The following is a 21253-nucleotide window of genomic DNA, read 5'->3' on the forward strand; positions in this document are numbered from 1 at the left end:
CAACTTGCATATTTGGATAAGCCCTCGACCGATTAGTACTGGTCAGCTCCATGCATTGCTGCACTTCCACCCCCAGCCTATCTACCTCGTCGTCTTCAAGGGGTCTTACATACTGGGAAATCTCATCTTGAGGGGGGCTTCACGCTTAGATGCTTTCAGCGTTTATCCCGTCCGTACATAGCTACCCAGCGGTGCTCCTGGCGGAACAACTGGTACACCAGCGGTACGTCCATCCCGGTCCTCTCGTACTAAGGACAGCTCCTCTCAAATTTCCTACGCCCACGACAGATAGGGACCGAACTGTCTCACGACGTTCTGAACCCAGCTCGCGTACCGCTTTAATGGGCGAACAGCCCAACCCTTGGGACCTACTTCAGCCCCAGGATGCGATGAGCCGACATCGAGGTGCCAAACCTCCCCGTCGATGTGGACTCTTGGGGGAGATAAGCCTGTTATCCCCAGGGTAGCTTTTATCCGTTGAGCGATGGCCCTTCCATGCGGTACCACCGGATCACTAAGCCCGACTTTCGTCCCTGCTCGACTTGTAGGTCTCGCAGTCAAGCTCCCTTATGCCTTTGCACTCTTCGAATGATTTCCAACCATTCTGAGGGAACCTTTGGGCGCCTCCGTTACTCTTTAGGAGGCGACCGCCCCAGTCAAACTGCCCACCTGACACTGTCCCCGCACCGGATTACGGTACCAGGTTAGAACCTAGATACGATCAGGGTGGTATCCCAACGTTGCCTCCACGCAAGCTGGCGCTCACGTTTCAAAGGCTCCCACCTATCCTGTACAGATCGTACCCAAATTCAATATCAAGCTGCAGTAAAGCTCCATGGGGTCTTTCCGTCTTGTCGCGGGTAACCTGCATCTTCACAGGTATTAAAATTTCACCGGATCTCTCGTTGAGACAGCGCCCAAGTCGTTACGCCATTCGTGCGGGTCAGAATTTACCTGACAAGGAATTTCGCTACCTTAGGACCGTTATAGTTACGGCCGCCGTTTACTGGGGCTTCGGTTCACAGCTTCGGATTGCTCCTAACCACTCCCCTTAACCTTCCAGCACCGGGCAGGCGTCAGCCCGTATACTTCGCCTTACGGCTTCGCACAGACCTGTGTTTTTGCTAAACAGTCGCTTGGGCCTTTTCACTGCGGCCCCCTCGTGCTATTCACACTACCGGGGCACCCCTTCTCCCGAAGTTACGGGGTCATTTTGCCGAGTTCCTTAACGAGAGTTCTTCCGCGCGCCTTAGAATACTCTTCTCGCCTACCTGTGTCGGTTTGCGGTACGGGCACCTTCACCTGGCTAGAGGCTTTTCTTGGCAGTGTGAGATCATGACCTTCGCTACTATAATTTTCGCTCCCCATCACAGCTCAGCCTTACAATATGCGGATTTGCCTACACATCAGCCTCACTGCTTAGACGGACATCCATCAGTCCGCGTCACTACCCTACTGCGTCCCCCCATTGCTCATAACGGCTTACGGTGGTACAGGAATTTCGACCTGTTGTCCTTCGACTACGCCTTTCGGCCTCGCCTTAGGTCCCGACTTACCCTGAGCGGACGAGCCTTCCTCAGGAACCCTTAGGCTTTCGGCGGATCAGATTCTCACTGATCTTTTCGTTACTCATACCGGCATTCTCACTTGTATAATGTCCAGCGCTCCTTACGGTACACCTTCAACCCTTATACAACGCTCCCCTACCCCTGATGCAAAGCATCAAGCCATAGCTTCGGTGGTGTGTTTAGCCCCGTTACATTTTCGGCGCAGAGTCACTCGACCAGTGAGCTATTACGCACTCTTTAAATGATGGCTGCTTCTAAGCCAACATCCTGGTTGTCTGTGCAACTCCACATCCTTTCCCACTTAACACACACTTGGGGACCTTAGCTGATGGTCTGGGCTGTTTCCCTTTTGACAATGGATCTTAGCACTCACTGTCTGACTCCCGGAAGTAAGTCTATGGCATTCGGAGTTTGACTGAGCTTGGTAACCCTTGCGGGCCCCGCACCCAATCAGTGCTCTACCTCCACGACTCTGTTTTCCGAGGCTAGCCCTAAAGCTATTTCGGGGAGAACCAGCTATCTCCGAGTTCGATTGGAATTTCTCCGCTACCCCCACCTCATCCCCGCATTTTTCAACATGCGTGGGTTCGGGCCTCCAGTGCGTGTTACCGCACCTTCACCCTGGACAGGGGTAGATCACCCGGTTTCGGGTCTACGTCCACGTACTATGTCGCCCTATTCAGACTCGCTTTCGCTGCGGCTCCGGCTCTTCACCTTAACCTTGCACGGGAACGTAACTCGCCGGTTCATTCTACAAAAGGCACGCCATCACCCCTAAAACGGGCTCTGACTTTTTGTAAGCACACGGTTTCAGGTTCTATTTCACTCCCCTTCCGGGGTGCTTTTCACCTTTCCCTCACGGTACTGCTTCACTATCGGTCGCTAGGAAGTATTTAGCCTTGGCAGATGGTCCTGCCGGATTCATACGGGGTTTCACGTGCCCCGCACTACTCGGGATCCGTCTCGGAGGGAACAGACTTTCAACTACAGGGCTTTTACCTTCTTTGGCGGGCCTTTCCAGACCTCTTCGCTTAACCGGTTCCTTTGTAACTCCATGTGAGACGTCCCACAACCCCAAAGAGCAAGCTCTCTGGTTTGGGCTTCTCCGCGTTCGCTCGCCGCTACTGACGGAATCACTATTGTTTTCTCTTCCTCAGGGTACTTAGATGTTTCAGTTCCCCTGGTATGCCTCTACACAACCTATGTATTCAGTTGTGAGTAACTGGAAATTACCCCAGCTGGGTTTCCCCATTCGGACACCCCCGGATCAAAGCTTGCTTACAGCTCCCCGAGGCAGTTTCGTTGTTCGCCACGTCCTTCATCGGCTCCTAGCGCCTAGGCATCCTCCGTGTGCTCTTAGTAGCTTAACCATTGCGCTCGTGTTCGAGCTGTCGCTCCGCTTGGTTTGGACTACGTCCAAATCCAAAAGTCGCTCCATTTCGATCACTCGCTCCAGCAATCTACCGTTTTTATTGAAACTTGTTTAACACAAGTTCAGCTAAAAAGGAATGTTCTAATTCGCGTTTGTTTCGTTTCGATATCTAGTTTTCAAAGAACAAGCTCCATGCAAAAGCAAGCTGTTTGAGAGTTTGAGCTCTCAAAACCGAACAACGAGTGAGTGTTGCAGCTAAGCTGCGGTTTTGAATGTTTCCGTTGCAGGAAACGATTCTCCATAGAAAGGAGGTGATCCAGCCGCACCTTCCGATACGGCTACCTTGTTACGACTTCACCCCAATCATCTATCCCACCTTCGGCGGCTGGCTCCTTGCGGTTACCCCACCGACTTCGGGTGTTATAAACTCTCGTGGTGTGACGGGCGGTGTGTACAAGACCCGGGAACGTATTCACCGCGGCATGCTGATCCGCGATTACTAGCAATTCCGACTTCATGCAGGCGAGTTGCAGCCTGCAATCCGAACTGAGACCGGCTTTGTTGGGATTGGCTCCATCTCGCGATTTCGCAGCCCGTTGTACCGGCCATTGTAGTACGTGTGTAGCCCAGGTCATAAGGGGCATGATGATTTGACGTCATCCCCACCTTCCTCCGGTTTGTCACCGGCAGTCTATCTAGAGTGCCCACCCGAAGTGCTGGCAACTAAATATAAGGGTTGCGCTCGTTGCGGGACTTAACCCAACATCTCACGACACGAGCTGACGACAACCATGCACCACCTGTCTAGCATGTCCCGAAGGAAAGGACTATCTCTAGCCCGGTCATGCTGATGTCAAGACCTGGTAAGGTTCTTCGCGTTGCTTCGAATTAAACCACATACTCCACTGCTTGTGCGGGTCCCCGTCAATTCCTTTGAGTTTCAGTCTTGCGACCGTACTCCCCAGGCGGAGTGCTTAATGTGTTAACTTCGGCACCAAGGGTATCGAAACCCCTAACACCTAGCACTCATCGTTTACGGCGTGGACTACCAGGGTATCTAATCCTGTTTGCTCCCCACGCTTTCGCGCCTCAGCGTCAGTTACAGCCCAGAGAGTCGCCTTCGCCACTGGTGTTCCTCCACATATCTACGCATTTCACCGCTACACGTGGAATTCCACTCTCCTCTTCTGCACTCAAGTCACCCAGTTTCCAGTGCGATCCGGGGTTGAGCCCCGGGATTAAACACCAGACTTAAATGACCGCCTGCGCGCGCTTTACGCCCAATAATTCCGGACAACGCTTGCCCCCTACGTATTACCGCGGCTGCTGGCACGTAGTTAGCCGGGGCTTTCTTCTCAGGTACCGTCACCTTGAGAGCAGTTACTCTCCCAAGCGTTCTTCCCTGGCAACAGAGCTTTACGATCCGAAAACCTTCATCACTCACGCGGCATTGCTCCGTCAGGCTTTCGCCCATTGCGGAAGATTCCCTACTGCTGCCTCCCGTAGGAGTCTGGGCCGTGTCTCAGTCCCAGTGTGGCCGATCACCCTCTCAGGTCGGCTACGCATCGTCGCCTTGGTGAGCCGTTACCTCACCAACTAGCTAATGCGCCGCAGGCCCATCCCCAAGTGACAGATTGCTCCGTCTTTCCAGTTTTCTTCAGGCGAAGAAAACAATTATTCGGTATTAGCTACCGTTTCCGGTAGTTGTCCCAAACTTGAGGGCAGGTTGCCTACGTGTTACTCACCCGTCCGCCGCTAACCATCCGAGAAGCAAGCTTCTCTTCAAGTCCGCTCGACTTGCATGTATTAGGCATGCCGCCAGCGTTCGTCCTGAGCCAGGATCAAACTCTCCAATAAAGTATTGAAAAGAGCGATAAGCTCATTTTGAATCTGACGAGATTAAAAATCTCATTTGTGCTCCAGCCGATTCAAGCCAAGGCTTGTCTCAACTTTCGCGTTCATTCTGCAAGCAGAATGTTTACTCACTCGTTGTTCAGTTTTCAAAGATCAAACTTGTTTCATCATCTCTTGTGTTTCCCGTGTCAGCACTGTGTTTCAGCGGCGACTTAAATAATATATCATACGGCTGAATGTAATGCAACAGTTTTTTTCATTTCTTTTCTTTAGTAGTTTTGCATTAGCTAAAGCTATCATATCCGTTCCCTATCTTGTCCTATCATATTAGGTTACGCTCATAGGGTACAAATATTTTAACACATTTATGAAAAGGTTTTCAATAACTTCTTAATAAAATGCTTTCTATTATTTCCTGAGCCGTTATGTGCAACTCAATGTTTACTCAGGTAAGCGGGAAGCCAGCTCTCTATTACAGAGCTGGCTTCCCGCTTATATAACAGGTACCTCACTTATTGTTCAATCACAATCCCCAGGTTAGTTTTGTATCCATGGATTACGACGCTTTTTATCGGATTTCCGTTGGTTGGAAGTAGCTGCACCCTCTCTGGATGTTTTCCCGGACACGGATACCTTGGATTTATTCTTCAGAGGAGCCTTGCTTGTTCTGCGTTTTGCAGCTGCCGGCTTATTCCCTGCTTGTTTGGACTTCCCATCCGAATCTGATCCAACCTCTTCAATTGCTACCTGACTTAAGTTAGCGTCTTCACGCCCCCCTTTTTTACCACCCTTGCCTTGCTCTTGATGAGGATACATTTCACCAAATGCTCCAAGCGGGGACGGCGGGACCATGTTCTGAGTAGGGTACGGATTCTGATAAGCATACTCAATAGGCTGGTTTGGCATCGTTGATGTGGACATTTCAGGCGGCATACCGTACGAAGGACCGTACATATTCCAAGCCGGATCCTGATAACTATGAGAAGGATAAGTATACTGAGGCATATGTGTATGTGAGCCACATCCGCATGGAGGGTACGGAAGCATTGAGTATGGAGATATGAAAGGCGGCTGATGATTCATATGACTAGGTGCTGCATACGTTGGGAATGGACTATTCACTTCGCCAGCTGGCGCAATCGGAAATGAGTTGTTTTGCATTTCTACGGACAGATTCGGCATAACGTTATTGTGGTTATAACCCTGCTCCGCGCCAGTCCACGGACTGTTAGGCAGATCACTGCCACCATAGGGACTAACTTCCGGAATCCCTGGAAACGACGCATTGTTACTCGCTCCTGCCGTGTACATGTCTTGCTGAGCACCGTACACCTCTTGTACAGGAACCGGGATTTGAACATAAGGCTGCTCGGCTGGCGCATGATGCAACTTATTACCACAACCACAAGGCTTTTTCGTTGCTGGTGCAACCTCAGTTGGAGACTTTGTGTTAGGCATTACAGGCAAAGGCATAATTTCAGGCGAAAGATTAGGCATTGTGTATTTCTTGGATTCTGCTACCGGTTTTACATAAACTTCGGGTTTAACCTCTTCTTTTTTATGCGTTTCCTTTTCGGGTTTCACTTCAGGAAGCTCCGGTAACTGCGGCAGTACCTCCAGTTCAGGCTTCACATTCGGCTTCTCCGTATTGGCTGGTGGTGGAGCAGGCACCGGGACAGGAACAGGAACCTCTGCTACCGGAGCAGGGGGAGTTGGCGCTACTGGAGTCGGTGGTTCCGGTTCTTTGACTCCCGTGTATTCCTTACCCTCAGGTGACAACTTTTCATGAGCAGCAATGTTACCGGCACCCGAATTAGATGTGCTGTTTCCTTGTGCGTGCATAGATGGAATATAAACTGTCTCCCCCACCAACAGAGCGTTCGGATTTTTCAACTGTGGATTGGCATTGACCATGTCTTTTAAAGGAACTCCCCAGGCTTGTGCCAACTTCCATAACGAATCTCCTTGCTGTACCTTATGACTGTGAAGCACGCCCTCCGGTTTCGGTGTTACTGGCTCTGCAGGGATTTTGACCTTCATGCCAATATCCAGCTTGTCGGGATTTGTGATTTGCGGATTAGCCGCGATCAATTTGTCCAGCGCTACATTGTATTTTTGGGACAGCAGATATAATGTGTCGCCTTTTTTCACCATGTGTATTTTCACAGGGAACTAACCTCCTAGACGTCATACTTGGGCAGTACATTCGCCCATACCGTTACTACATCCTATGCAGAAACCGGGCTAATGACATCAACTAAACAAAAAAAATCCTCCTGTCTCCAAAATCCCCATACACCAGGTATGCAGAATTTTATCGGACAAGGAGGATTCCTGTTCCCTATGTTATGCAATTCTAACTTAAGATTCCCACACTTTATATCCATCTTTGTCAACAATCTGACGGAATGCTTCCAGCAGTCTCAGCGTTACCGGACCTGCTACCCCCGTGCCAATTGTTCTTCCATCGACTTCATATGTAGCGATAACTTCTGCAGCTGTCCCGGTGAAAAAGACTTCGTCTGCGATATACACATCATGCAGGGTGAATGGCACTTCTTTTAATTCAAGCTCCAGTTCGCCACATAGATCAATAATCGCTTGACGTGTAATCCCTTCAAGTGCTCCGAGATAACAAGGCGGCGTGTACACTACACCATTTTTGATGATGAAAATGTTGTCACTTGAACCCTCAGTTACGTAACCTTGGGAGTTCAGCATAATTGCTTCACCAGCACCTGAATAGTTAGACTGGATTTTAACCAGGATGTTATTCAGATAGTTTAACGATTTAATTTTCGGATTCAATGCGTCCGGAATGTTCCGGCGTTGGGATACAGAAACTGCTTTCAATCCAGTAAGATAAGCTTCCTCCGGATAGATCGCTAATTGCTCCACGATGATGATTACGGATGCCTTAGGGCAACGTAACGGGTCCAACCCCAGATTACCAGGGCCACGCGATACAATAAGACGAATATAACCATTACGCATATCATTGCGGCGCACCGTTTCAGCCATGACTTCCAGCATCTCATCAATGGACAGCGGAATGTTCAAACTAATGGATTTTGCCGAATCATACAAACGATCCAAGTGGGCCTTACATCTGAAAATATTTCCGTTATAGATCCGAATACCTTCGAAAATCCCGTCTCCATACAAAAATCCATGATCATATACCGAAACGGTTGCGTTCTCTTTGGTCACATACTGACCATCCAAATAGATCCATTGTTCTGCCACCGATGACTGCACCTCCATAAAATATCCATTCACTGTACTCCGAAACGTTTATTAACCCGTCCATTGTACACCAAAATGACAAGCCCTTACTTGTTCACTCTACCCAGAATTATGACAACCTTCTAACAATCACAACCAGCATAAAGGTCGATTACCTCGAAGGATATGTATAACAAGGATAGCTACCCAGAACACGCACCTGACAATTCAATGCTTCAATCTCTGCCATGGCTGCGGTAAGCAATACCGAATCGACCGTTTCCACAACATCAATGTAAAAATAGTAACTGCCCAATCGTTTCTTCGTTGGACGAGATTCGAGACGGGTCAAGTTCAGCTTCCGCCATGCAAAAGCCGACAATACCTGATGCAATGCACCCGGTGCATCTTCTGGCAACGTCACCAGCAAGCTGGTTTTTACATGATCGGGTTCACGTGGAATGTTCACAGGTTCATGGCCAATGAGCACAAAACGGGTGTAGTTGTTGTCATGATCTGTAACCCGTTCAGCCATAATGTCCAAGCCATGCTTCTGAGCAGCAAGCTTTGTACCGATCGCCACCCAGCCCTTACCTGGATTTTTTTTCACAATTTCTACAGCTTCGGCTGTACTGTTCACACCTTCAAGATCCGCCCCGGGTGAATGCAGCCGAATAAAATTCTGACACTGCGGAATAGCCACAGGGTGAGACATAATCTTGGTAATTCTACCAAAGTCATACTCGCCACTCTCTGTCTTAAATTCCGAGCCATGTCCAATCACATTCTGGATGGATGGGTATACCCACTCCGCTTGCATTGGAATATCCACTTCATTTACAAGCCAGTCCATATGAAGACTAACGGAACCCTCAATGGTATTTTCAATCGGAATGACACTGTATTGTGCATTCCCGCTATCCGTTGCTCTAAACACATCCGAAATCAGCTTGGAATGAAGCAAATCTAATGGTTCCCCGTTGAAAAGGAAATCAATTGCCTCATGAGAGACTGAGCCTTCAGGTAATACTGCAATTCGTTTCATGCATTAACTTCCCCTTTGATTCTGTCCAGAAAAGGACGTTCGTCTTGATCAGGCAGCACGGTTACACCGTCCAAATCCGGATCGAGCCACAGTGCAGAAGCAGATATGCCCTCCCGCTCCATAGTGTCCAGCAAATATTGTTCCAATCCCGCTTTCCGGGTGTCATGACGATCTACCAAAGTCAATACGGTCGGGCCAGCTCCGCTCAGGGCAGCTCCCAACGCTCCATGATCAACAGCATGTTCTAATATCTCAGCCATGCCTGGCACCAATGATGCCCGATATGGTTGGTGAATTCGATCTGACATCGCCTTCTGAATCATATCCAGTCGTCCACTCGCCAAAGCGGCAACGAGCAGTGAGGATCTGCTAATGTTATGCACCACATCAGACATGCCAAATTGCTCTGGAATTACATTCCTTGCTTTTGAAGTAGACAGCTGGAATTCAGGTACAATAACCAAAGCCTGCAAATCCTGGTGTGGTTCAATACGTATATGATCTACCTGTTGACCATTCCATGCAGCCGTAATAATACCGCCATACAGAGATGCTCCCACATTATCAGGATGCTTCTCGAGGGATGTGGCCATATCCAGAAGCTTCGCATCGGATAAAGGAGCACCAATTAATGCATTCGCTGCTGCCAATGCACCAACGATGGCTGATGCACTGCTCCCGAGTCCCCGCGTAAGCGGAATATCGGAATACATGGAAATCTCCAATTCAGGGATGGATACCCCAGCTTCATTGAATACCATCTGTGCCACTTCGTAAATCAAATTCGATTTATCTGTTGGCAGACCTGTCAAATGATTGCCGTGAAGATGAAATGACGTCTGCTCGGCAGGTTTCATTTCCAACCAGGCATACAAAGACAATGCCATTCCCAGGGTATCAAACCCCGGACCGAGATTGGCTGTGCTTGCAGGTATTTTTACGGTTACCTTTTCACGCAAACTCATACAGATTGCTGCTCCAGTTGTGCAATAGCCGCCATTACTGCTTCTTCCGTATCTTCAACAACAAGTGGCTCAGTCGCTACTGTTTTGATCGCAATATTAGGATCTTTCAGGCCATTACCTGTCAGTACACAAACTACAGTCTCTCCGCCTTTAAAGTACCCTTCACTCTTCAGTTTGTATACACCGGCAAGGGAAGCCGCAGAAGCAGGTTCAGCAAAAATCCCTTCCCGAGAAGCAAGTGTACGATACGCTGTCAGGATTTGTTCATCCGTTACATAGTTGATCTGTCCACCAGATTCCTCAGCTGCAGCTACTGCCGTTTTCCAGCTCGCCGGATTACCGATTCGAATTGCTGTTGCTACTGTTTCAGGTTCAAGGATCGGCTCACCTTTGACAATGGCCATCGCACCTTCTGCTTCGAAACCAACCATACGTGGAAGCGTGTTGGACTTGCCTGCCTCTTTATATTCTTTGAAGCCTTTCCAATAAGCCGAGATATTACCCGCATTACCGACTGGAATAGCCAGAACGTCAGGCGCTTCGCCAAGTTGTTCAATTACTTCAAACGCTGCTGTCTTCTGTCCTTCAATCCGGAACGGATTCACAGAGTTTACAAGCGTGATCGGATGTTTGGCTGTGATCTCACGCACAATCTCCAGTGCACGGTCAAAGTTACCATTAATCGCGATCACCTTAGCTCCATAGATCATGGCTTGGGCCAGTTTACCCAGTGCAATGTTATTATTCGGGATCAGTACGATACAATTAAGGCCACCACGTGCGGCGTAGGCCGCTGCAGCTGCTGACGTATTACCTGTGGATGCACACATGATCGTACGGCTGCCCTCTTCCATAGCTTTGGCAACAGCCATAACCATACCGCGGTCTTTGAAAGATCCCGTAGGGTTCAAACCTTCATACTTGAAATAAACATTCAAACCGAGTTCCTCAGACAGATTCTCTGCATGAATCAACGGTGTATTTCCTTCCTGAAGTGTAAGCAGGGGTGTATTTTCATTAACTGGAAGGTGCTCTCTGTACGTTTGCAAAAGTCCTTGATATCTCATTGTGGGTAAACTCCTTTATGTTTTAATAATCTGAAATGATGACCTGTTGAACCGGATATGATTAACTTGTACGTTATAACTGAAATAATTGAGATGCCGTATGGGATAAGGACAATTATCCTTCGACCCGGTAGACACTCTTAATGCGGCGAATGACGCTGAGTGATTCAAAATGTTTTAACACTTTATCCATGCTTGCCTTACTTGCATTATGTGTAACGATAATGATCTCGGCATCCGGGTTGTGCTCATTCGGCTGTTGAACAACCGACGCCAGACTGACATCATATTCTGCGAAAATTTGTGTGATTTGTGCCAATACACCGGCTTTGTCGTCTACGTGTAGTAAAATAAAGTTTTTCGACACGATCTGCTCGTCGCTTTGTAGTCGCTTAATCTTATAAGGCACAATGGCTTTGAGACCGTTCACGCCAAGTTTAAGGTTTTTGGTAACCGCCACAATGTCAGCTACAACCGAAGTTGCCGTTGGGAGTTCTCCCGCACCAGCACCGTAGAACATCGTCTCCCCTACAGCTTCACCGTGTACATATACTGCGTTGAACACACCGTTGACTGAAGCAATCGGGTGATTCTGTCTAACCATTGTCGGCTGAACGCTGATCGTGATCTCATCGCCAATACGGTCCGCAATACCAAGTAACTTCATCTCATAGCCCAGTCTTTTGGCATACATAATGTCTTCACGAGTTACGGAGGATATTCCTTTAACGGTTACATCCTTCAACTCCACATTGGTACGGAAACCGAGTGTACTCAAGATCGCCATTTTGCGAGCTGCGTCAAGTCCCTCCACATCGGAAGTTGGATCCGATTCGGCATATCCCAGAGCCTGTGCTTCAGCCAGTACTTCTTCATAGGATGCACCTTCCTGACTCATTTTGGTCAGAATAAAGTTCGTTGTTCCGTTCACAATCCCCATAATGCGGGTAATCCGATCAGAAGAGAAACCTTCAATCAGCGTACGAATGATCGGAATCCCTCCAGCAACACTCGCCTCATAGAACACGTCACATTGTTTTTCCTGTGCCTTCGCCAAAATCTCTGTACCATGCAGTGCCATGAGATCTTTGTTTGCAGTTACGATATGTTTCCCACGTTCCAATGCTTCAAGAATATACTCCTTCGTCTGGTCAATGCCGCCCATGACTTCAACGATGACATCAATATCCGGATGACGAATGACTTCCCAAGGATCTTCCGTAAGCTTGGCACGGTCTACAGCAATAACACGTTCTTTCTCTGTATTTTTCACTGCGATCTTCTCGATGACAATCGGCGATCCAACCTGACTGCTCAGATCCTCCTGATTCCCTTCCACAATGCGAACGACTCCCGTTCCGACAGTTCCCAGACCCAACAATCCGACTTTTACTGGTTTCACTAACGATCTACCCCCTAATGTCTATTCTTGTCTGTCAGTCCTGTATGTTAAAGCCTAATTACCCTTGGCCTACAATACGCGTGCGTCTTACTCCAGGCATATCTTGCATTCGATCCAGCATTTCACCGATTTCGCCATGAAGATGTGTTGTTTCCACCGAAATGACAACATTGGCTCTTCCCTGAAGCGGTATACTCTGATTAATCGTGAGTACATTAGCTCCATAACCAGCTACATGTCCAAGCACACGAGACAAGATACCCGACTGATGCTCCAGATCAATGGAGATCGTTACAATTCTCTCGCGCTCAAGCTGGTTGATCAGATGAATTCCATCTTTGTACTTGTAAAAGGCACTCCGGCTTAATCCGACCTGTTCAACCGCCTCATGCACTGTTTTAACATCACCAGAAGCCAGTAGTTCTTTTACCTGCATGGTCTTCACCACTGCCTCTGGTAAAATATCTTCCCGTACTAAGTAATAGCGTTCGTTCACAGAACGTCCTCTCCTCAAAGACTCATGTATTCATATAGTGGACATTATATAGGATCTATGACAAAAGGGCAATACATGACACGCCTATTTTTTGAAATACGTTCCTCACAGTATACAAGTTTATCCCTCTCCCATGTCAGGAAAAAACAAAAAAAACGCAGAGTTGCGGGTCAACTTCCCACTTCTCTGCGTTCCTATATCAATCTGTCTCTCCACGGAAGACGGCTACTTAGTAGTAACTGCTACCTTCCACGAATTCGAATTCAAAGTCTCCAATACGAACGATGGTGCCTTCTACAGCTCCGCGCTTACGCAACTCAGCATCCACACCCATATAACGCAGTGTACGTGCGAGTTTCAGTATAGCCTCGTGCGAGTTCAGTTGCATCCGTTTCATCATGCGGTCAATCTTGGCACTTTCGACAACGAACATTTCATTCTCACGCACAATTTTGAAACCATCGTCTTCTTTTTTGTCCAGACTATATACTTTACGTTCAGATACATCTGCTACCTCTTCAACCACTCGCTCGTCTGGAGCCTGATCCAGCAGATCAGCTGCGCGATACAGAAGTTCTTGAATCCCTTTACGAGTCAAGGATGAAATTGGCATCACTTCAATATCAGGTTGCACTTCACGAACTTGCTGTAAAAATTGCTCCAGATTCGCTTCAGAGTCTGGCATATCCATCTTGTTAGCTGCTACAACTTGCGTTCTCTCGGCGAGAAGCGGATTGTACAACTTCAATTCGTCATTGATTTTCTGCCAGTCTTCAAAAGGATCGCGTCCTTCCGAACCCGACATATCTACGACATGAACAATAATACGAGTACGCTCGACATGACGCAGGAACTCATGTCCCAGTCCGACACCTTCATGCGCACCTTCAATCAGTCCAGGCAGATCAGCCATGACAAAGCTTCGGCCTTCTCCTACACCGACTACACCCAGATTCGGTGTAATGGTTGTGAAATGGTATGCCCCGATCTTTGGCTTGGCTGACGAAACGACAGAAAGCAATGTGGATTTCCCGACACTCGGGAAACCAACCAGACCAACATCTGCCATAACTTTCAGTTCGAGTACAATGTAACGCTCTTGTCCTTCTTCACCGTTCTCAGCAAGTTCAGGTGCAGGATTGTTCGGTGTAGCAAATCGGATGTTACCCCGTCCGCCCCGTCCACCACGTGCAATAACAACCTGTTGACCGTGACGTGTCATATCCGCCAGTACTTCTCCACTGTCTTCATCCAAGATGATAGTTCCTGGTGGAATGCGCACAATCATGTTCTCCGCGTTTGCACCATGCTGACTTTTATTACGTCCCTTCTCACCACGTGGGGCCTTAAAGTGACGCTGGTAACGAAAATCCATCAACGTACGCAAACCTTCATCCACGCGGAAAATGATGTCAGCTCCTCTGCCTCCATCGCCCCCGGCAGGTCCGCCGTTTGGTACATACTTCTCACGACGGAACGAAATAATTCCGTCCCCTCCGTCTCCGGCTTTTACATAAATCTTCGCTTTATCTACAAACATTGGTTAACCCCTTCTTCCTATATTCCACACGGCATTCTGAATTGTATAAACGTATCCTCAGACGGAAACTGCTCCGTTCTGACTTTTTTTCCTTTGAGTACGGCAGTAAGCTGCCGCAGTGTTTCCGGATCGGGTGTTTGATCCCCGTCCAGTCGGACAACCACATCTCCATGATCCTGTCCGAAGTTTAAGGTCAGTTTGCGAACCTCTCCCCAAGAAGACCGGCCGCCGCCATATTGATAGGCCCTGATTGCATCAGCAATCGCCCCGGTAAGTGACTCGCCATCCTCGGGAGAGACCAGAGCACTAAGCTGCAACTCATCTTCTATTTCCACATGCAAGTCCAGCGCAATTCCACTGGCGCGAAAAGACTGAAGATAAAATACGAGGGAAGGAATACCTAATCTGGAGATTCGGCTTTCTTCTGTAACCCGCTCTTTTATTCTTTCCACACATTGCAAGGATTTATCAAGTTTGCCCAGCCGAAGATATCCATATAACACCTGAAGGTCGTTCATCCAGTCGTGTCGATGATGATTTAATGAAGCAATTGCTGTTTTTTCCATGGATTGTATGATGGCTCTGCGTTCCGCCTCCGCCTGTTTCTTCATCGCATTCACAGAAATGAGCAATACTGCGACGGACCACAATGCGCACACGACGCTTGAGATCATCGCCGGATACAACATAACGAAAACCAAAGGAATCAGAAGTGAACATGCCGCAATCCACGGCACTCTTTTCCAAGATTTCATGGCTTCTCCCCGTTCTACAAAACTCGGTTGGTCTACACCCACCGTAACCAAGTATAACATGTCTTTTCTGCCAGTTCATTATCGAATAACCGTTGAATACAAAAAACCTTCGGCAAAAATGCCGAAGGCTCCTTAGGCGGAATGCCGATATTACGCTTCTACTGCAGCTGCTACAGGAGCAACATTAACAGGGTAGATGCTTACTTTTTTGCGATCGCGTCCCCAACGTTCGAATTTTACAACGCCGTCGATTTTCGCGAACAAAGTGTCATCTTTACCGATGCCAACGTTAGTTCCTGGGTGAATTTTCGTTCCGCGTTGGCGAACGAGAATACTACCACCAGTTACAGTTTGACCATCAGCACGTTTAACACCCAGACGTTGAGCATTACTGTCACGTCCGTTCTTCGTGGAACCTACACCTTTTTTCGATGCGAATAACTGAAGATTTAATTTCAACATGATTGGTTGTCCTCCTTCTTTGCTTATTTGAATTGCTGTATTTTAATATACTTCCCGTATGACTCTGCAATATTAGAGAGCATAACCACCATGGATTCGAGTAACAATTGTACCTGGGACCAAGTTTCCCCTCTCTCTAACAAAGGTAAAGAACCACTTAAAAAGCCATTCTTCATCTTGGCATCCATTTCGACACCGGTCAATGTTTCAATCGAGTTCACCGTACCCACTGTAACAGCGGATACCCCGGCACATACGATGTCTTCTCCCCGCTTGGCAAAATTAGCATGCCCTTCAATGGAAAAACGTTCGATGTTCCCGTCCTCATCACGAAAGATTTGAACGATAATCACTTATCGCACCTTCTTTACGCTTTGATTGTTTCGATAGTTACTTTAGTGTACGGTTGACGGTGACCTTGCTTCACATGGTAGTTCTTTTTAGGTTTGTATTTGTATACGATAACCTTTTGTCCTTTGCCATGTTTCTCCACTTTAGCCGTTACAGTAGCTCCAGAAATCAATGGTGTACCTGCTGTCAAACCTTGATCGTTAGATACAGCCAGGACACGGTCGAACGTTACGCTTTCGCCATCGTTCGCAGTCAATTTCTCGATGAACAGAACATCGCCCTCTTGGACTTTGTACTGTTTGCCGCCTGTTTCAATAATTGCGTACATTTGCCTTGCACCTCCTCATGTCTCAGACTCGCCCGTTCTCAGGTGACAGTGTCCTTGCGGAACTGTTCTTATACCCGGCCAGTGCGGTTACAGCATGTGCAAGACCATTAGGCTAAACACATACTTGAAGATTATATCACGCAATATATCAAAAATCAATGCAAGGTGAAATATATCTTTTTCCCGTACCATGGCAGGAAGAACACGGCTCCACATAGGGTAACGTACTTTCTTCCCGCACTTTCTTACGGGTAAGTTCGAGCAAACCCAGCTTGGTCCACCCCATTACAAACGCTTTGGTCCGATCCTTCTTGAGCTCGCCCTCCAACGTTGCTGCGACGTCATGCCGATTCGAGGCTTCCTCCATATCAATGAAGTCGACAATAATCATGCCACCGATATCTCGCAGGCGCATCAGACGGGCAATCTCCACTGCTGCCTGTATGTTGGTCTCTGTCACGGTCTCTTCCAGACTGTCACCGCCAGCTCCCGTATATTTGCCTGTGTTCACATCCACTACAGTCAGAGCTTCGGTATGATCAATGACAATGTATCCGCCTCCGGGCAACCACACTTTCCGGGCAAAATCCTTATTCAACTGTTCCTGCACACCATAGGCAGCAAAGATGGATTCTGTTCCCCGGTACACCTGTACTTTGGGTTGATGACCAGGACTAATTTCTTCGAGCAATGCTTTTACCTCACGGGCTTGTCCTTCACTATCAGTGATGACTTCGTCACTCCCTGGCGTATACACATCTCTGATGATTCGCTGTACCATGCTATGATCCCGATGCAAGAGGCTTGGTGAAGGCAAACTGTCCGCTTTTTCACGAATCAGATACCACTGCGCACGTAATGTTTCCAAGTCCGACTTAATGGCTTCATGCTGCTCTTCTCCAGATACGGTTCGAATAATAAGTCCTTCTTCATCCCGCCTCAGTTGCTCCCCAAGTGCCTTAAGACGGGAACGATCCCCTTCACGGGCAATTTTCTTGGATACCGCTACATAGTCAGCAACAGGCATGTAGACAAGCCAACGGCCCGGGAGTGAATAATGAGTCGTCACCCGGGCTCCCTTGCCTCCTACCGGTTCTTTCAGAACCTGAACAATGACTTCCTGACCCGGACGAAGCAACTCCGAGATGGAAGGCTTCACCTTGGGCTGCTTCTCCAGATGGGGATGCAACACATCGTCCACATAGAGGAACGCATTCTTTTTCTGACCAATATCCACAAAAGCAGCTTGCATACCTGGTAACACATTCACGACCCGTCCCTTGAAAAAGGAACCCAGCAGTCCACGATCGCGTGTACGCTCTGCCGTAAATTCCACAGCTTTGCCTTCTTCCAGAAGCGCCATTTGCATGAGGTTATGTTCATTATGTACTATCATTTGTTTCATGGCTTCACCTCTAGAAGACAATTCAAATCATCCACATCCATTTCAGTATCTTTTCAATTCTCATTGTACATATATTAACCCATTTCAGAACAGGTCCACCAGAACACTACAATTGATCACCATTTTGTTGAAAATAGGAACCGATAATCCGTTGCTCAGGCAAGACGGCCATAATTCGACCCTGTCTGTTCATCACGTATACCATATGGTATCTTTCTCTCTTTAATAGACGCAAAATAGTGTCCAAAGGTTTCGCCGGAAATGAGATTATTGGCTGCGCCAAACTGCCAGTAGCCGCGTGACGAGCGAACGCACCCTCTCGATTCATAAGAAAACGAATAAAGCGATAGGGTACATTTCGGTAATCCGTTACGTTGGAATAGAACAAAAAAAGGCCGATTAACAGAATGTTGAGCGGTAGGCCGTAGTCTCCAGTAAACCATCGGCTGATAGCATATAAAATAACCCCTACGCTACACAGAATGCTAATTCTGTAAGTCCACATTAATGTTGTATAGTAGGGTGCCCACAGACTGACAAGTGCCTGAACAATTTTACCTCCGTCCAGAGGAAGTACAGGCAGCAGATTAAATAGGGCAATGAGCAGATTCCCCTGAATGATATAGTTGAGAAATACCGGATCGCCCAGATTGCCATACTGCAACAGCATAACCACGCCAACCATCAGGATGTTTTGTAATGGACCAGCCAGAGCAATTATGATTTCCCGGTAGGCCGTGATCGTACCTCCATCTTCGATAACCGCTACTCCTCCAAAAGGAAGCATCTGGATCGACAAGACACGATAGCCCAGAAGTGCCGCCGCCGCAGCATGTCCACATTCATGAATGAATACGATGGCAAACAACGTAATAAGTTCAATAAAATGTCCAGTCAGAAGGGAGGCCATCATAATAATTACAAAAAACGGATGAAACGTAATACGGACTCCCCACACCCTAATCAAGGGCAACAACTTCCGCCGGGTCTACGTACTCCTCCCCCTCTTTGACTGCAAAATAGAGCGTGGCCGGTTGTTCACCACCCGTAGCCTTTAGACTCCCCACTGGATTCCCCGCCTCCACCCAATCATTCACGCTCACTTCACTTTCGTTCAGCCGACCATATATTGCCGTGACATTGCCTGTATGTTGGATGACAACTGTGAATCCACTTGCTGCATCTCCGATAACCTCCATGACACGCCCAGCATCAGAACTTGCGACCTGTATAAGTTCTGCACCTGCGGCATCCGGAACGATCTCAATTCCCTTCATGCTCAGCGCGAATGGCTGAACCACTGTGCCTGAGATCGGTTTGCCCAGTAACTGCCTTACTTTCAATCCGTTCACGGCATCCGTCGTATGTCCGAGGACCGGAAGAAACGAAGGCGTTCCTCCAAAATGCCGTTCATACCAAGCCGCTGCTGAGGCAAAATCCATATCCCGATGGAGTGCATCCGCAATTACTGTTTTGGGTGATGTCGTCCACGATGTATCCAACTGAAATAGACCCCATACTCCGCCAAATATCAAAGCGCTAATAACCGTCCGTTTGAAAAGTGACTTGAACAGGTTAAATCTCGAATGCCCCCCTGGAACGAAATGACCATTCTCTTTTTTCCACAACCATTCCGGATCTCTTTCCTGTATCCCCTCACTAGGCGTAAATGGTTTTGGGTGTATGATCTCATTCTTGTCCAACAGTGAACCTAATTTCTGCTCCTGTAAGACCTCCACAGTGGCACCATCCATCAGTCGCCGAATGCGTTCTTCTCGTCTCTGCTTGATTCTGAGTTTCGTGTTCATGGAATGTCCTCCCGCCGAGGCTTGTTTACTACATCCTATGAAGAGGTGGTTGATAATATGAACAAGCCTGCCCGCAGGTAACAAAAAAAGCCGGGCTATAAGCCACGGCTGTCATGTAATCAGATAATGAATAAGTCCATTTAAATGAGTTAACCCATTCCCAAGAACTTTTTGAAACGAGTAAAAGCTCCCTTTTTCTGCTCCAGCTGCATCAATGGGACCGTATCTCCCAGAATGCGTCGTGCAATGTTGCGATACGCAATTGCCGCAAGTGAATCCGGATTCATGACCGTAGGTTCTCCTGAATTGGCCGCTTTGATGACCAGTTCATCATCAGGCACGATGCCAATCAGGTCAATATTAAGTACTTGTAAAATACCATCGATATCTAACATGTCACCCGATTTAACCATATTATTGCGAATTCGATTCACCACCAGCTTTGGTGATTGAATGTGCGAACTCTCCAGCAGGCCGATGACACGATCCGCATCACGTACTGCAGCATTTTCCGGTGTAGTGACTACGATGGCTTGGTCTGCTCCTGCTACCGCATTTTTGAAACCCTGCTCTATACCGGCTGGGCAATCAATAATGACGTATTCAAAATCTTTTTTTAATTCAAGGATAATATCCTTGACCTGTTCTGGCGACACTGAGTTTTTGTCTCTCGTCTGCGCCGCAGGCAACATATATAATTCTTCGAAACGCTTGTCTTTGACCAAAGCCTGATTCAGACGGCAGCGGCCGTCTGCAACGTCGCACAGATCGTAAATAATACGGTTTTCGAGTCCCATCACGACATCCAAATTACGAAGGCCGATATCGGTATCTACCAGACAAACCTTTTTGCCGAGCAGCGCCAGCGCTGTCCCGATGTTTGCCGAGGTGGTTGTTTTACCCACGCCGCCTTTACCCGAAGTGATCACGATCGCCTCTCCCATGAGCTACACTCCTTTAAACACATTAAAATCTCGGCGTAACCGAACGATATTGCTCATTTTGTCTATCTGCATCTGATTGTCCTGTAAGTAAGCAAATTCCATTCCGGTCTCTCGGCTCTCCCATTCATCGGGAGGACGACTGATGATATCCGCAATCCGTAGCTGCGTCGGTGCAAATACCGAAGCGGCAATAATCGCTTCCTCGTCCCCGCCAATTCCGGCATGAGCCATACCTCTGAGTGAACCCAACACATATATATCTCCGGTACACGTCACTGTGCCCCCCGGATTGATATCCCCAAGAAACAGGAGATTTCCTTCATGATGAAGCACCTGACCTGAACGCACCATACCACACATGGTTACAATCGGCGGTGGTCCTTTAACCTCCGGTTGGAGTGCAGGTGAGTCGATGGATCGAATAAGCAAATTCCCTTTTTGTTTCAATATATCGAGGATTGCTTCTTTCTGGTCCTCTGTCACTTCGCGGGCACCCAACTTGATATCCACATGAACAATCGGTCCGGTCAAAATATTTTGATGGCTGTGTTCCAGCTTATAGCGGAGCTCATAGAGCAATTCCTCGAATTCACATTGATCGTCCAACAGGAAAACCAGGCCGTCTCGGATGCCTTTAATCGTTACGTGATTCGATTTTACCGTCAT

At 48.0% G+C, this 21253-nt stretch carries 17 protein-coding genes, 2 rRNA genes and 1 other annotated feature; all 19 genes read right to left on the reverse strand.

Annotation, left to right across the window (positions count from 1 at the left end; all coding sequences use genetic code 11):
* Positions 1–12: 12 nt before the first annotated feature.
* The 19 genes from BS614_RS27230 to minC all read right to left on the reverse strand — a co-directional run bounded on the left by BS614_RS27230 (position 13) and on the right by minC (position 21253).
* A 23S ribosomal RNA gene (locus BS614_RS27230) occupies positions 13–2938 on the reverse strand.
* Positions 2939–3244: 306 nt separating this feature from the next.
* Positions 3245–4797: ribosomal RNA gene (locus BS614_RS27235) — 16S ribosomal RNA — on the reverse strand.
* Together the 16S and 23S rRNA genes form the textbook arrangement of a ribosomal RNA operon.
* 534 nt (positions 4798–5331) lie before the next feature.
* Complete coding sequence (locus tag BS614_RS27240; RefSeq protein ID WP_074096237.1) at positions 5332–6960, reverse strand: LysM peptidoglycan-binding domain-containing protein; 1629 nt, start codon at positions 6958–6960, stop codon at positions 5332–5334.
* Between the two features lie 195 nt (positions 6961–7155).
* Entirely contained in the window at positions 7156–8040 is an 885-nt protein-coding gene (ilvE, locus tag BS614_RS27245) for a branched-chain-amino-acid transaminase (RefSeq protein ID WP_074096238.1), read from the reverse strand.
* Between the two features lie 151 nt (positions 8041–8191).
* Positions 8192–9064, reverse strand: coding sequence for a prephenate dehydratase (pheA, locus tag BS614_RS27250; protein WP_074096239.1), 873 nt, complete (start codon positions 9062–9064; stop codon positions 8192–8194).
* Positions 9061–10029 carry a homoserine kinase gene (gene thrB, locus BS614_RS27255; protein ID WP_074096240.1) on the reverse strand — a complete coding sequence of 323 codons (969 nt, stop codon included), beginning with the start codon at positions 10027–10029 and terminating at the stop codon, positions 9061–9063. Before thrB ends, pheA begins: the two co-directional genes overlap by 4 nt.
* Positions 10026–11096 (reverse strand): threonine synthase, encoded by a 1071-nt coding sequence (thrC, locus tag BS614_RS27260; protein WP_036605915.1) that lies wholly within the window; start codon positions 11094–11096, stop codon positions 10026–10028. Before thrC ends, thrB begins: the two co-directional genes overlap by 4 nt.
* A gap of 115 nt (positions 11097–11211) precedes the next feature.
* Positions 11212–12498 (reverse strand): homoserine dehydrogenase, encoded by a 1287-nt coding sequence (locus BS614_RS27265; RefSeq protein WP_017692626.1) that lies wholly within the window; start codon positions 12496–12498, stop codon positions 11212–11214.
* Between the two features lie 58 nt (positions 12499–12556).
* Entirely contained in the window at positions 12557–12994 is a 438-nt protein-coding gene (locus BS614_RS27270) for an ACT domain-containing protein (RefSeq protein WP_017692625.1), read from the reverse strand.
* A 229-nt stretch (positions 12995–13223) separates the two neighbouring features.
* Positions 13224–14534 (reverse strand): GTPase ObgE, encoded by a 1311-nt coding sequence (obgE, locus tag BS614_RS27275; protein WP_036673545.1) that lies wholly within the window; start codon positions 14532–14534, stop codon positions 13224–13226.
* A 17-nt stretch (positions 14535–14551) separates the two neighbouring features.
* Positions 14552–15349 carry a Spo0B domain-containing protein gene (locus tag BS614_RS27280; protein WP_235193928.1) on the reverse strand — a complete coding sequence of 266 codons (798 nt, stop codon included), beginning with the start codon at positions 15347–15349 and terminating at the stop codon, positions 14552–14554.
* A gap of 90 nt (positions 15350–15439) precedes the next feature.
* Positions 15440–15751 carry a 50S ribosomal protein L27 gene (rpmA, locus tag BS614_RS27285; protein ID WP_017692622.1) on the reverse strand — a complete coding sequence of 104 codons (312 nt, stop codon included), beginning with the start codon at positions 15749–15751 and terminating at the stop codon, positions 15440–15442.
* A 23-nt stretch (positions 15752–15774) separates the two neighbouring features.
* A complete protein-coding gene (locus BS614_RS27290) occupies positions 15775–16104 on the reverse strand; it encodes a ribosomal-processing cysteine protease Prp (protein ID WP_036605912.1) in 330 nt (109 codons plus the stop codon).
* Between the two features lie 14 nt (positions 16105–16118).
* Positions 16119–16430, reverse strand: a complete 312-nt coding sequence (rplU, locus tag BS614_RS27295; protein ID WP_017692620.1) for a 50S ribosomal protein L21 — start codon at positions 16428–16430, stop codon at positions 16119–16121.
* A gap of 14 nt (positions 16431–16444) precedes the next feature.
* Positions 16445–16529 (reverse strand) — a sequence feature (ribosomal protein L21 leader region).
* Between the two features lie 49 nt (positions 16530–16578).
* Positions 16579–17835 (reverse strand): Rne/Rng family ribonuclease, encoded by a 1257-nt coding sequence (locus BS614_RS27300; RefSeq protein ID WP_074096241.1) that lies wholly within the window; start codon positions 17833–17835, stop codon positions 16579–16581.
* Between the two features lie 106 nt (positions 17836–17941).
* Positions 17942–18802, reverse strand: a complete 861-nt coding sequence (locus tag BS614_RS27305; protein WP_074096242.1) for a M50 family metallopeptidase — start codon at positions 18800–18802, stop codon at positions 17942–17944.
* Entirely contained in the window at positions 18795–19643 is an 849-nt protein-coding gene (locus tag BS614_RS27310) for a M23 family metallopeptidase (RefSeq protein WP_074096243.1), read from the reverse strand. Before BS614_RS27310 ends, BS614_RS27305 begins: the two co-directional genes overlap by 8 nt.
* Before the next feature lie 149 nt (positions 19644–19792).
* Positions 19793–20587, reverse strand: coding sequence for a septum site-determining protein MinD (gene minD / locus BS614_RS27315; protein WP_017692616.1), 795 nt, complete (start codon positions 20585–20587; stop codon positions 19793–19795).
* A 3-nt stretch (positions 20588–20590) separates the two neighbouring features.
* The gene (minC, locus tag BS614_RS27320) at positions 20591–21253 is read right to left on the reverse strand and encodes a septum site-determining protein MinC (RefSeq protein ID WP_017692615.1); all 663 of its coding nucleotides are present in this window, start codon (positions 21251–21253) and stop codon (positions 20591–20593) included.

This window comes from Paenibacillus xylanexedens, assembly GCF_001908275.1.
GTDB lineage: Bacteria > Bacillota > Bacilli > Paenibacillales > Paenibacillaceae > Paenibacillus > Paenibacillus xylanexedens_A.